The following is an 11,220-nucleotide window of genomic DNA, read 5'->3' as shown; positions in this document are numbered from 1 at the left end:
TGTTGTACGGCGGTAATAATTTAGCCAGTATGGCGGCTTTTCGTTCAGGTGAAATACGTTTCATGTGTCACTCCGCGCCCTCAGGTTTATTTTTCAGAGGGGGTGACAACTATCCTGACACTGAGGGGTCTCGTTTCAGTGCTTTCACAAGGCGATAGCAATGAGGAGTGATGTAGCCGGGCAGGAAAAAATCCTCAACACCTTCTTCAAGGAAAAGTTGGGTATGAGCAATATTTTTTGACGGTATTTTTAGCACATCAAAATCAACGTCATTATCCGATATAACATAGCGCATTGAATTATTAGTCCATCAATTAAATAGTTCATCATTCATATTATGATATTATAATTATATAGGCTGACAGTTCAGCCTATATAAAAACAATATGACATTCACACCAGGCTGAAATGATTATATTCGCTATTAATATTTCTAACTATATAGATGAATATATTTTTGTACACAAAACATTGTGTTATGAATTAATTAGTTTTAAATCAGCTTTAGATGATTTTTTCTGCTTTTCATAGAAATTTTCATGTGAGCCAATATTGAGAAGATACAGTTCCAGCTTTGATGATATCCACGAATAACCTAATAAAACAGTTAGTTCATTTAACCTGAATTTGTGAACATGGAGATAAGCAAGATCGCCTTTTTTCAGTTCCCCGATTAAGGGATTATCAATAATTTTATCAATTTCATCTTCAACCACCTTCAGATCTTTTTCTGGTAGTTTTTTACAGGTTTTTTCAAATTTTGCAGACTGATAGACATCAATCTCGTTTTGTTCTGCGGACATAACGGGAAACCTTGTTATTTTCAACTTCGGCCTGCGCCAATAATAATTCTTCTATAAAGCGGTAAGGTAGATCAGGGTTATCTTCGGCAATCCGACCGATTTTTGCCCAGTGCTCAATCTGTTTTGGCACACTTCTGCTTTTTGCTTCTGCGTGAACCTTTGCATCGGCGACGAAGTCGTCGTCTAATCTGACTGAAATAGCCATATTCATACTCCTTTTACACGCAGACCCGTGATATGGGCTTACGTCTATACTGTTGCCTGAGTCAGGTACTGCTACAGGCTCAGTATGCGACATTATGTCGCTTATTGCAATTATTTGGTTCGTCGTTGTTAGCATCATTTTCCTCAATGTATTAATGGTAAGTTATATGAAAAAATAATAAATATAATTTGTTTCATTTTCTTGCAGAGAAGTAAGGCTAGGCGGTTTTATTATTTTTGTCATTTAAATAAAGAGGGTTTTTTATTGCCAATATTTATTCTGTGATCTGCCGCTAAAAAATAATAGAGTTAACTGGCTTGTTCAAGTCACTGTGGTTATATACAGAGAGATTGAATGAAAGACAAAACATTACAGGAAAATAAAATAATTTAAGATGAAATAAATAGTAGATTTATATAAGCGCGGACGGAAAGTGGTGAGACACTAACCGCCCGCTAACCACAACGAACTATCGAGGAGTTGGCCATGGCTAACAGGGATTCTATTGTACAAATTTTCAAAAATAAACACGGAAGAACAAAAAGTTACTGCAATATTAGATCTCAATCGCAAAAATCATCCTGCGATTGCTTACCAAAAATCACACTAACACACTGGCTGGAAAGGGAATTGGCAGCAATTAGTGGTTTAGATAAAAAATTAGTATCAATATGTCATTTTATTAATAGTAATCCACTATATATACGCCTTGTTAATATATTGTCCGGAATGAACAAATTAATAGTTCAGGAGGTGAATTATGTATGACAACACACCTCCTGAACTGGATGAATTAATTGACCAGTGCCGCGCTTTGATTTATGCCATTGTCACCCTTGATTCTCAGCAGCCAAAGGAGATACTCAGTTTTGTATTGTGGCAAAAGATGGACATGCTGTATGAAAAATATCAACAGGATATTAATGAGCCGGCTATATCTTAGCGTGGTGTATTTATAGGATTGGAATTATTTTATTTTAAATAACAGAGTTTACATCATCGCGGGCTGAAAGGAACTCAACGCTTCTGGTCAGCTAACCACAATACAATTAATCGTGAGCTGGTTATCGAAAGGGAATCAAGACTTCTAACCAGTTAATCACAACATAATTAATTGTAAGTTGACTATAGAAGGGACTCAGGACTTTCAGTCTGTGCCACAACCTAACTATCATGAGTTGGTTATGGTTTAATGCAGCACTATTTACAGAAGGTAAATAATTTTATGATTACATAAATGACAGGATTTATAAAAACGCGGTCTGGAAGTAACGAATAACTTCCAGACCGCTAACTACAATGCACAATGAAACTATCTTTAACTGGTTATGATTTGATGCAGTACTACTTATAGAAGGTAAATAATTTTATAATTAATTAAACAATAGAGCTTATAAAAACGCGGACTGCAAGGGACTCATAACTTCCAGCCCGCTAACCACAATAAAACTATCGTTAGTTGCTTATGGCTGACAGGGATTCTATGGCACAAATTTAAAAAAATAAATGCCAGATTCCAGAGGTTATAAAAAGATTAGACCTGCATCACTAAATGTTTTCAGTAAAGAGACGCTAATAATCTCAATAAGTCATTGTTAGAAAATGAAATTAGTTGTTCATTTAAAAAATAATACTGATATCTGATTAAGGTATTGTTTTATAGGAATCTATGCATAGAGAGAATATGGTTTAGTAACAAGGTTAATTATAATATTACGTATTAATTTAAATATTAATTAATAATGGTCCTCTTTTTATAAAACCAGGTAAAAGAATAGCAGGCAAATTACTCAAGCCCGCTTTATTAGTGGAGGTTAAAATGACCCGTAAAATGAATGATATTTTTGAGTTTTTCAAAGAAATGAAAGCTGCGGGTGTGACTGACGGTGAATCAGTACGCCGTATCGAGGCACGGATTAAAGCCCGTGAACTACAGGAACACTATCGTAAGCCGGCACCTATGACGGGAAATGATATTCGTTGTATTCGTGCAGAGCATAATATTTCCCAGGCATCTCTGGCACTTATTCTCAATATGACGAAAGAGAGTGTATCTAAGTGGGAACGGGGTGAAATTAAACCACACGGGGCAGCACTCCGGCTTTTGCATCTGATCGACAAAAATGAGTTGGTTATTTAAGATGTAATTATTCCTTGGTAATTATTTTATTAAACAAACAATGTGTTTTTTTTGCTTGTGATTTTTTTTATTATATACAATTAGTATATTCATTGAACGTAATATATAAATAAAATACTCTGTGATTTAGATTTCATTTACAGGAGTTAAATATGTCTTTCAATAAAAAACAAACATCCAAATCATTAGCTTCTCAGGCTGCAAGGATACTCAAGGATAAAAATTCCACGCCGCTTATTAAAAGGTTAGCAGCCTCAGTGCTATCGCAGTCAAATACACCAAAGCAGACAGGTGCTGATATGGAAACGCTGGCATCCCAAGTTTTAAAGAGTGTTATGTATGATGATATAACTAAATCATTTGCAGCATCTGCATTATCTCAGGCTAATAAAGAGCGTAGTAGTAAAAAATAATAATATATGAATTATATTATTTAAATTGGTTTTATACCGATGTTTTATGTCTGTATATTTTAAATGCTTATGGCTCTATTAAACAGACATTGTCAGTTGGATGATTTTTCACCGGATATTGTTGCACTCATTGGAATGTGGTTATACAATGTTTATACATTGTGGCGTCATAAGGGGGTGTTGAATGAGTATAGCCATTAAAAAATGGGGCAATAGTCAGGGTGTGATTATCCCAACATCGATCCTTAAGCAACTTGGTATAGAGGCGGGACACAAATTGGATATGTACGTTGAAAACGGAAACCTGGTTTTATCCCCTGTAAAGAAAAAATTTGTTTTTACAGAAGATTATCTCGTTAAAAATATGACAGAGTTTAATTCACATGCAGATGAATTAGCTCAGGTCAGCGGAACGGAAATTGGTGAATGAGCAAGGATTATATTCCCCGAAGAAACGATATTATCTGGCTTGATTTTGAACCCACGAAGGGAAAAGAAATCGGCAAATACAGACCTGCACTGGTACTTTCCGGTGAGGAGTACTGTAAAAAAACAGGGTTGGTTATTTGTTGTCCAATCAGCACCAGTATCAGAGGCAGTATCACAGAAGTTCCGGTAAATAATCTTGATACGCCCTGTATTGTTGCCGCCAGTCTGATTCAGACATTATCTTGGAAAGACCGTAAGGTTAAATTTGAAACTGAAGCGGAAGAAGGGGTATTTGATGATGTACTTGCCCGGATAATCCCGCTCATTGGTGCCGAGTCATTTTTTGATAGTTGAGATGATTTTGTAGTTTAAATATCAGACTACATTAGTAACAACTAAAGCTATACACAGAAACCCGCAGTTAACCGCTGCGGGTTTTTTTATGCCTGAAAATCAGGTAAATAAGTCAGAAAAAGGAAATTCTATGGCGAAAAATTATCAGCAGGCAGGTAGAACGATTGAAATCAGTAACAGCGGAAAAGAGGTATTGAAAAGCGGGTCGGTGGCGATGGTCGGCACTCTGGCGGCAGTGGTTATTGCCGATATTCCGGCGGGCAGGACAGGTGATGGCTTTGCCGAGGGCGTTTTCCGGTTTCCTAAAAAAGGGGGACTGGCATTGAAAGCCGGGTCTGCGGCTATGGTTAAAGACGGCGTTTTGACTGATACCGGCGGTGCGGTCATCGGCGTTGTCTGGGCAGATGCTGCTGATGGCGATCCGGATGCGGCAGTTAAAATCAATATGTTCCTCCCGGGAACATCGTCGGATGGGTAAGTTTGAATCATTGCTTAACCGAATGGATGCACTGACAGAACAGCGAATGGGCGTCACCATCCATCTTAACGGACTGCCGGTTCGTGCTGTTGAGTTTCATTTTTTATCGGAAATGGGACCCGTAAGTGGTGACGGGATCAGCTATGTCATTTTTACCCGTAGCATCACTCCGCGCCGTAATGACAGTGTAATGGTTAACGGAGATACATTTATTGTCACGCGTATCCTGCGTTGCAATGGTAAGCCGCATATTTTTATTGAGAGTGAATAATATGGAGGGTATTCGTCAGGCAATAAATAATCTCAATTCCATTAGTTTCACTGTCGTTCCTGTCGCGACCGCCCAAGCCGTAAACCGCGTTGCGGCAAGAGTGGTCAGCCGCAGTATTAAACGCGTGGCAGGTGAAACACGGTTACAGCAAAAACTTATCCGTCAGCGTGTCCGCCTGCGCCGTGCAGCCAGTAAACAATCCATTCCCAGCGCCCGGCTGTTGATAAACCGGGGCAATTTACCGGCGATTTCTGTCGGCAGCGCGAAGGTTCAGTTATCCCGCAAACGGCATAGCCGGAAAGGGCGTGGCAGTGTCCTGAAAATTGGTCGCTTTACCTTTAAGGATGCGTTTATTCAGCAGTTATCCAACGGGCGCTGGCATGTTTTGCAGCGGACAGGTCACGGACGTTATCCGCTTGAAGTGGTGAAAATCCCGCTGGTCACACCGCTGACACGGGCATTTACCGCAGAGACGGAGACATTACTTCAGTCTGATATGCCAAAGGAGCTGGTCTGGGCACTGAAAAATCAGCTCCGGCTGTACATCAAAAGGAGGGTGTGATGCGCAGGCATACCGCTATTCGCGCAGCAGTAATCGGGGTAGTTAAACAGTATGCAGGTGATGTGACTATTCATGACGGCCGTCCGGTTTTCCTCAGTGAAGATGATTTACCGGCAATGGCGGTGTATCTCACTAATGCCGTTCCCTGTGGTGACCTTCTTGATGAGGATCAGTGGGAGGCGGTACTGCATATCGAAATATTTCTCAAAGCGGCTCATCCGGACTCGGCGCTGGATGCCAGGGCGGAGGACGTTATCCGTCCGGCAATGTTATCAGTCCCCGCGCTTTCTGCGCTGTCTGTGAGTATATCGCCTTTGGGCTATGACTATCAGCGGGATGAGGAAATGTCTCTCTGGGGTTCGGCTGATCTGACATATCGGATCACGTATTCAATTTAATCAACATAATAAGGACGTTATATGACATTAACACAATCTCCGGTTAAAGGCGCAGGCACGACATTATGGCTGCATACCGGTAATGATGCGCAGGCAAAAAATCCGCTGGCAGATGAGGCTGGACACGCCTGGCGAAAGTAAAAGAACTTCAGCCGGGGGAAATCAGTGCTGAAAGTTATGACGATACTTATCTGGATGATGAGGATGCCGACTGGAAATCAACGGCTCAGGGGGAAAAATCAGCCGGAGAGGCAAATGTCACACTGGCATGGAAACCGGGAGAATCAGGACAGCAGGATCTGGTTGCCTGGTTTGATACCGGTGACATCCGTCATTACAAAATCCGCTATCCGAATGGCACCGTTGATGTGTTTAAAGGCTGGGTCAGCAGCCAGGGGAAAACCGTTCCGGCAAAAGAAGTGATCACCCGTACCATCAAAATTACCAACTCAGGTCGTCCCGTACTGGCTGAAACACTACTGAAGTCAGCTGCCAGCGAATAACAAACAGGAGTAACACTATGTTTTTAAAGCAAACGGAATTTACCTGTAATAAACAGTCGATTATGTTGAGTGAGCTGACTGCATTGCAGCGGGTGGAATATTTCGATCACCTTGTCCGTCAGACTGAATTGACTGAGCAAAATGAAAATACAGAGCAAAATCTGAAACGTACTGCACTTTATGTACGGATGAATATTGAGTCGAATGCATTTTTGGTGTCGCGTTCTTTGCTGAATTTATCCTCTGACGGGGGAACAGCAAAAGAATTGCAGGATTGCGTATTAAATACCTGGCCGCCGGGCGCACTGGAGCTGGCGGCGAAAGAGGTGCTGATACTCAGTGATATGCAGCTTGGTACTACGGAAGATGATAGTACAGAGCAAAACAATGTACCGGAACCGGCAGAAAAGTAATTGCCCGTGAGCGTCAGTTCATCCTGCGCCTCGCTCATGAATTTAAACGGGCAGACTGGCGCAGGATGCTGGCAGAAATGACAGCAACTGAGTTGGGAGACTGGTATCGCTATTTTGGCGTGATGCCATTTTCAGCTCAGTTGCTGGATCTGGAATTTGCCGCACTCAGTCACACAGTCGTATCGCTGGTGGCAGGAGCCACAGATATCTCACTGAAAGATTTTAGTTTATTGCAAAGAAACATATCCGGCAGTGAAACAGATGATTCGCTGTTAATGGCGGCAGGGGAAGGAATTACCGGAGGGATACGTTATGGCCGGACAGATAGCTGACTTAGTGATTAATCTGAGTGCAGACAGTAAGTCATTTACAGAACAAATGGGGCGGGTGGAGCGGCAATTATTAAAAGTCGCCGCCAGTGCAGATCACACGGAAGATAACATCAGACGGCTGGCAGAAAATCAGTCATCAGCCATTCGTCAGGCGGCTGACAGTACACAGGCTACACTGAAAGCGCTGGATGCGTCTCAGATATTTTGTGCGGACAATTTTGTCAGGAAATGGCGGGCATCTGCCCGTGAAATTGAAGCGATACACCAGCGGATTAATGCACAAATCAGTAGTAAACAGCATCAGGCCGGCAGTGCTAAATCACAGGCGCAGCAGCAGGATGAGTTAACTGCCGCTTTTTTCCGGCAGATTGATGCGGTAAAGCAGATAAGTGGTGGTCTGGAAAAATTGGCTCAGATCCGTATCCGTCTGAATCAGGCGCGGGACACCGGCACATTATCACAGCAGAACCATCTGGTTTTACTGTCAGCCACGAATGGTCGGATTAAGACGCTGCGGAGCGAAACGGAATTACTGTCTCAGCAGCGGGTCAGGTTTATTCAGCGGTTGAAAGAGCAGGTTGCGACACAAAATTTGTCTCAGAGCGCCATGCTGCGTTTTCAGGCGGCGCAGTTAGGTGTGGGGTCTTCTGCGGAGATATATATCCGCCGGTTGCGGGGGATGCGCACAGAAACGAGCAGACTAAAAAACAGCAGCCGGTTTCTGGCTGATGGACTGAGTCATCTTGCCGGGCAATTCGGACTGAGCGGAGCATTAGCCGGTGGCGGATGGGCAGCCGCACTGGCAGTGGTCACCGGGCTTGGTAAAGCCGCGTGGCAGGCAGAGCAGGAATTTACGCAATTTAATAAGCAGCTTATTCTGACGGGAAATTATGCGAATAAGTCCGCATCACAGCTTAATGAGATGGCGCGGACATTATCCGGTAACGGTATAACCCGAAATGAGATGGCGGTAACAATAGCAAAAGTGACCGGCTCCGGTTTTTTCCGTGATAATGAATTGACCCGTGTTTCAAAAGCCGCTGCACAGATGGAATATATGACCGGGCAATCTGTTGAAACGACGATAAATCAGTTTAAACGGTTGCAGGAAAGTCCGCTTCAGGCATCTCTTGAGCTGGAAAAAGCCAATCATCATCTGACTGCGGCACAATTAGAGCAGATCAGGATACTGGAATTACAGGGAGACAAAACGGCAGCGGCGCGTCTGGCGGTAGATGCTTATGCGCAGTCAATTAATGATGGAACTATGGAAGTCAGTAATAATCTCGGGCACCTTGAATCGGCATGGACGTCATTGAGGAATGAAGCTAAACGGACATGGGATGCAATGTTGGGGGAAGGCAGGACAAAAACACTTGAAGATCAGATCAGGGCAGTTGAAGAAAAGATACGGATGCTCAGTAATGTGGCACCTGATTATCGGCTGAAGCAATGGAATGATGAACTATCCGTCCTTAAAGAAGAAAAGTTTAATAAAAATATTGAGAAATCCCGTATTCAGGCTGACAAAAATAATGAACAAATAAATATTAACCGGCTAAGAATGCAGGATCATTATTTGGGTTTATATGCCACCAGAGAAACTAACCGAAAAATTAAGCTTCTACAATTAGAAAAAGATAGGTGGGCACTGACCAAAGAACAGTATGAAGATGCTAAAAAAGCAATATTACATATATTCAGGGACTGGAGAACGCCGAAGGGAGGGCAAAAAAAAGACAAATAAAACGGATGAAAAAATAAGGTCAGAAGAGCGGATAGTGAATGAAGAAACGTTGCTTGAATCGAAACTTCGCGTACTGAAAGAGTATAAATCTGTTACGGAGGTCATCAGCTCAGAACGTAAAAATCTCCGGGAAACAGAAGCCCGGATAGCGGTTGCGGAGGAAGCACAACAGAAACGTAAATTAACATTAGAAGAACAGCATCTGCTGGCAAATAAAAAAGCCATTCTCAGCCAGAAAGAAAAGCTTGCCATTATAGGTGATGAAATAGCGCAGGAAGAGCGGTTGGCGGATATACGGAAGAGAGCCGCACAGCATATAGATCAGCAAAATAAAAAACAGAGAGATATTATCAGCACTCACGGACTGTCTTCCCGGGAGGCTCAACGTGTCACAGAATTAAACGCGCTTAATGACCAATTTGGCGGAACGGATGCACATGCTGAAGTACTGGCAAAACAACAGGAACTCTATGCGGCAGAAGATATGAACAGAGCCGACTGGTTGGCGGGTGTTAAGTTTGCATGGGCAGAATATAAAGATGCCGCGATGGATACGTTTAGTCAAATCCGTGATGTCACAAAAGCGGTACTGGACGGAATAACGACACAGATAGTTGATTTTCTGACTACCGGTGAAACTAATTTTCGTGGATTTACGGCTTCGATTTTGAAAATGCTGACGGCGATTATGGTTAAGAGAACGATAGTGTTAGCAGTTGGTTCAGTCGGGTCAGCAGGATTTGGTGGATTGTTTCCGAATGCCAGGGGGGGCGTGTATCAGTCACCTTCACTGAGTGCCTACAGTGGCCAGGTAGTTCACACTCCGACAATGTTTGCATTTGCACGCGGAGCCGGGCTGATGGGTGAAGCGGGTCCGGAAGGTATTTTTCCGCTTCGCCGTGGTGCTGACGGAAAGCTCGGGGTGATAGCAAAGTTGTCCGGCAGCGGGGAGTCACTTGTACAGAATAATTACGTCACTATCAATAATGAGGGCGGTAACGGGCAGATAGGACCACAGGAAACAAAGTTAATCCTGAATCTGATTGAGCAGAAAACAAAACAGGTTATGGCAACGGAACGCCGTCCCGGTGGATCTATGGGGTGATTATGGAAATTTTTAGCTGGCGCATCAGGCCGGGAATGAGAGTAACGAGTCAGCCGCGTACCCGTGTAGTCCGTTTCGGTGATGGTTATGAGGCTCGCAGATCTGACGGATTTAATGCAGATCTGAAAAAGTATAACGTCATGTTATCGTTACCTAATTTGGAATCACAAAAAGTTGAGCAGTTTCTTGGCAGACATGCGGGGGTCATCACATTTTTGTGGAAACCCCCTCATGCTTCGCAACAAATCCGTGTACTGTGCCGGGAATGGTCTTTTTCAACCGGCAGAATCCGATCTGAAATTACGGCTGAATTTGAGGAAACCCTTATTTGAATAATTATTAGTCTGGAGATTATTTTGAAAAGAAATATTTTTTTTCTTTACCTGTCTGTTCAGTTTAAGTTTTACTTCAATGTCTGTAACAAATGGGAAGGAAATAACAGCTCCGTTAGGATTGAAGTGGGGAATGACAAAGAGTGATTTTCCTGAGAATATCAAATATATTAGTGAAATAGGATATGAGAATGGAATTGATCATTTTTTAGTAAAAAATACAGATGAAAGAATTGAAGGGCTGGAAATGTATAGCGTCGGAATTGATAAAGAATATGGTTTGTCTGTCGTAGACATTCTTTTTTATATCAATAATGATATGGGAGGAAATAAAGCCACTGAGAAATATAATATACTAAAAAATGTATTGGTTTCTAAATATGGTGAGCAATACTCTGATGAATATATATGGAGAAATCATAAAAAAAAATTCAATATCATTTTTTGATTGTATTAATAATGAGCAGTGTGGGAAGTTTTCTTCCTTATTTGAAGATGATAATGGTGGTAGCGTGACGCTGATGCTAACACCAACATCATCGGATAAAAAAGTAAATGTATACCTTTTATACAAATCACCCGTTATCAAAAAAATAAATGATGATACTAAAAATAATTATAACAATGAAATTATGAAAAAAGCAGAATCATTAGCTGACTTTTTGTAATTATATTGAATTGTATTTGCTCTATTGTATTCGTATTTAATCTTTTCGTAATTATTGATAGAGTACG

19 protein-coding genes and 1 pseudogene are annotated in these 11,220 nt (G+C 41.9%); 18 read left to right on the top strand and 2 right to left on the bottom strand.

What is annotated here, in order from left to right:
- Nucleotides 1-476 precede the first annotated feature (476 nt).
- Together AYY17_RS10760 and AYY17_RS10755 are read right to left on the bottom strand one after the other, a co-directional pair.
- Entirely contained in the window at nt 477-803 is a 327-nt protein-coding gene (locus tag AYY17_RS10760) for a type II toxin-antitoxin system RelE/ParE family toxin (RefSeq protein WP_067423655.1), read from the bottom strand.
- Nucleotides 778-1,008 (bottom strand): ParD-like family protein, encoded by a 231-nt coding sequence (locus tag AYY17_RS10755; protein ID WP_067423653.1) that lies wholly within the window; start codon nt 1,006-1,008, stop codon nt 778-780. Before AYY17_RS10755 ends, AYY17_RS10760 begins: the two co-directional genes overlap by 26 nt.
- 486 nt (nt 1,009-1,494) lie before the next feature.
- On the opposite strand from AYY17_RS10755, the gene AYY17_RS21565 reads away from it, so the two are divergent.
- The 18 genes and pseudogenes from AYY17_RS21565 to AYY17_RS21560 all read left to right on the top strand — a co-directional run bounded on the left by AYY17_RS21565 (nt 1,495) and on the right by AYY17_RS21560 (nt 11,153).
- Nucleotides 1,495-1,776, top strand: a complete 282-nt coding sequence (locus AYY17_RS21565) for a hypothetical protein (protein ID WP_156656692.1) — start codon at nt 1,495-1,497, stop codon at nt 1,774-1,776.
- The gene (locus tag AYY17_RS10750; protein WP_067423651.1) at nt 1,769-1,951 is read left to right on the top strand and encodes a hypothetical protein; all 183 of its coding nucleotides are present in this window, start codon (nt 1,769-1,771) and stop codon (nt 1,949-1,951) included. Before AYY17_RS21565 ends, AYY17_RS10750 begins: the two co-directional genes overlap by 8 nt.
- 876 nt (nt 1,952-2,827) lie before the next feature.
- Nucleotides 2,828-3,148 carry a helix-turn-helix domain-containing protein gene (locus AYY17_RS10745; protein ID WP_067423649.1) on the top strand — a complete coding sequence of 107 codons (321 nt, stop codon included), beginning with the start codon at nt 2,828-2,830 and terminating at the stop codon, nt 3,146-3,148.
- Nucleotides 3,149-3,300: 152 nt separating this feature from the next.
- Nucleotides 3,301-3,561, top strand: a complete 261-nt coding sequence (locus tag AYY17_RS10740; RefSeq protein ID WP_067423647.1) for a hypothetical protein — start codon at nt 3,301-3,303, stop codon at nt 3,559-3,561.
- Nucleotides 3,562-3,745: 184 nt separating this feature from the next.
- Entirely contained in the window at nt 3,746-3,991 is a 246-nt protein-coding gene (locus tag AYY17_RS10735) for an AbrB/MazE/SpoVT family DNA-binding domain-containing protein (protein ID WP_067363768.1), read from the top strand.
- Nucleotides 3,988-4,344, top strand: coding sequence for a type II toxin-antitoxin system PemK/MazF family toxin (locus AYY17_RS10730; protein WP_067363765.1), 357 nt, complete (start codon nt 3,988-3,990; stop codon nt 4,342-4,344). Before AYY17_RS10735 ends, AYY17_RS10730 begins: the two co-directional genes overlap by 4 nt.
- Before the next feature lie 130 nt (nt 4,345-4,474).
- Entirely contained in the window at nt 4,475-4,822 is a 348-nt protein-coding gene (locus AYY17_RS10725) for a DUF2190 family protein (protein WP_067423669.1), read from the top strand.
- A complete protein-coding gene (locus AYY17_RS10720) occupies nt 4,815-5,093 on the top strand; it encodes an ATP-binding protein (protein ID WP_067423644.1) in 279 nt (92 codons plus the stop codon). Before AYY17_RS10725 ends, AYY17_RS10720 begins: the two co-directional genes overlap by 8 nt.
- Nucleotide 5,094: 1 nt before the next feature.
- Nucleotides 5,095-5,655: a phage tail protein gene (locus AYY17_RS10715; RefSeq protein ID WP_067423642.1), complete on the top strand. Its 561-nt coding sequence runs from the start codon at nt 5,095-5,097 to the stop codon at nt 5,653-5,655.
- Nucleotides 5,655-6,053 (top strand): phage tail terminator protein, encoded by a 399-nt coding sequence (gpU, locus tag AYY17_RS10710; protein WP_067423640.1) that lies wholly within the window; start codon nt 5,655-5,657, stop codon nt 6,051-6,053. The genes AYY17_RS10715 and gpU overlap by 1 nt, the downstream gene beginning before the upstream one ends.
- Before the next feature lie 21 nt (nt 6,054-6,074).
- A pseudogene (locus AYY17_RS10705) lies at nt 6,075-6,526 on the top strand (phage tail tube protein); the annotation flags it as partial.
- A gap of 47 nt (nt 6,527-6,573) precedes the next feature.
- Nucleotides 6,574-6,969, top strand: coding sequence for a phage tail assembly chaperone G (gene gpG / locus AYY17_RS10700; protein ID WP_067423638.1), 396 nt, complete (start codon nt 6,574-6,576; stop codon nt 6,967-6,969).
- A 23-nt stretch (nt 6,970-6,992) separates the two neighbouring features.
- Nucleotides 6,993-7,301, top strand: coding sequence for a phage tail assembly protein T (locus tag AYY17_RS10695; RefSeq protein WP_082981367.1), 309 nt, complete (start codon nt 6,993-6,995; stop codon nt 7,299-7,301).
- Nucleotides 7,282-9,048 carry a phage tail length tape measure family protein gene (locus tag AYY17_RS10690; protein ID WP_067423634.1) on the top strand — a complete coding sequence of 589 codons (1,767 nt, stop codon included), beginning with the start codon at nt 7,282-7,284 and terminating at the stop codon, nt 9,046-9,048. The genes AYY17_RS10695 and AYY17_RS10690 overlap by 20 nt, the downstream gene beginning before the upstream one ends.
- A 34-nt stretch (nt 9,049-9,082) precedes the next feature.
- Nucleotides 9,083-10,153 (top strand): phage tail tape measure protein, encoded by a 1,071-nt coding sequence (locus tag AYY17_RS10685; RefSeq protein WP_067423632.1) that lies wholly within the window; start codon nt 9,083-9,085, stop codon nt 10,151-10,153.
- Nucleotides 10,154-10,155: 2 nt separating this feature from the next.
- The gene (locus AYY17_RS10680) at nt 10,156-10,485 is read left to right on the top strand and encodes a phage tail protein (RefSeq protein WP_067423630.1); all 330 of its coding nucleotides are present in this window, start codon (nt 10,156-10,158) and stop codon (nt 10,483-10,485) included.
- Between the two features lie 79 nt (nt 10,486-10,564).
- Complete coding sequence (locus AYY17_RS10675; protein WP_156656691.1) at nt 10,565-10,933, top strand: hypothetical protein; 369 nt, start codon at nt 10,565-10,567, stop codon at nt 10,931-10,933.
- Nucleotides 10,884-11,153: a hypothetical protein gene (locus AYY17_RS21560; RefSeq protein WP_156656690.1), complete on the top strand. Its 270-nt coding sequence runs from the start codon at nt 10,884-10,886 to the stop codon at nt 11,151-11,153. The genes AYY17_RS10675 and AYY17_RS21560 overlap by 50 nt, the downstream gene beginning before the upstream one ends.
- Nucleotides 11,154-11,220 lie beyond the last annotated feature (67 nt).

This window comes from Morganella psychrotolerans, assembly GCF_001676055.1.
GTDB classification, from domain to species: domain Bacteria; phylum Pseudomonadota; class Gammaproteobacteria; order Enterobacterales; family Enterobacteriaceae; genus Morganella; species Morganella psychrotolerans_B.
This window is presented reverse-complemented; position numbering and strand designations above follow the sequence as displayed.

What these genes read in the sequence shown, in the direction of transcription:
- AYY17_RS10735 (WP_067363768.1), top strand. Translation starts at nt 3,746, where the DNA reads ATGAGTATAGCCATTAAAAAATGGGGCAATAGTCAGGGTGTGATTATC.
- AYY17_RS10740 (WP_067423647.1), top strand. Translation starts at nt 3,301, where the DNA reads ATGTCTTTCAATAAAAAACAAACATCCAAATCATTAGCTTCTCAGGCT.
- AYY17_RS10690 (WP_067423634.1), top strand. Translation starts at nt 7,282, where the DNA reads ATGGCCGGACAGATAGCTGACTTAGTGATTAATCTGAGTGCAGACAGT.
- AYY17_RS10715 (WP_067423642.1), top strand. Translation starts at nt 5,095, where the DNA reads ATGGAGGGTATTCGTCAGGCAATAAATAATCTCAATTCCATTAGTTTC.
- AYY17_RS10680 (WP_067423630.1), top strand. Translation starts at nt 10,156, where the DNA reads ATGGAAATTTTTAGCTGGCGCATCAGGCCGGGAATGAGAGTAACGAGT.
- AYY17_RS10675 (WP_156656691.1), top strand. Translation starts at nt 10,565, where the DNA reads ATGTCTGTAACAAATGGGAAGGAAATAACAGCTCCGTTAGGATTGAAG.
- AYY17_RS10760 (WP_067423655.1), bottom strand. Translation starts at nt 803, where the DNA reads ATGTCCGCAGAACAAAACGAGATTGATGTCTATCAGTCTGCAAAATTT.
- gpU (WP_067423640.1), top strand. Translation starts at nt 5,655, where the DNA reads ATGCGCAGGCATACCGCTATTCGCGCAGCAGTAATCGGGGTAGTTAAA.
- AYY17_RS10730 (WP_067363765.1), top strand. Translation starts at nt 3,988, where the DNA reads ATGAGCAAGGATTATATTCCCCGAAGAAACGATATTATCTGGCTTGAT.
- AYY17_RS10725 (WP_067423669.1), top strand. Translation starts at nt 4,475, where the DNA reads ATGGCGAAAAATTATCAGCAGGCAGGTAGAACGATTGAAATCAGTAAC.
- AYY17_RS21560 (WP_156656690.1), top strand. Translation starts at nt 10,884, where the DNA reads ATGAATATATATGGAGAAATCATAAAAAAAAATTCAATATCATTTTTT.
- AYY17_RS10750 (WP_067423651.1), top strand. Translation starts at nt 1,769, where the DNA reads ATGTATGACAACACACCTCCTGAACTGGATGAATTAATTGACCAGTGC.
- AYY17_RS21565 (WP_156656692.1), top strand. Translation starts at nt 1,495, where the DNA reads ATGGCTAACAGGGATTCTATTGTACAAATTTTCAAAAATAAACACGGA.
- AYY17_RS10755 (WP_067423653.1), bottom strand. Translation starts at nt 1,008, where the DNA reads ATGGCTATTTCAGTCAGATTAGACGACGACTTCGTCGCCGATGCAAAG.
- gpG (WP_067423638.1), top strand. Translation starts at nt 6,574, where the DNA reads ATGTTTTTAAAGCAAACGGAATTTACCTGTAATAAACAGTCGATTATG.
- AYY17_RS10720 (WP_067423644.1), top strand. Translation starts at nt 4,815, where the DNA reads ATGGGTAAGTTTGAATCATTGCTTAACCGAATGGATGCACTGACAGAA.
- AYY17_RS10745 (WP_067423649.1), top strand. Translation starts at nt 2,828, where the DNA reads ATGACCCGTAAAATGAATGATATTTTTGAGTTTTTCAAAGAAATGAAA.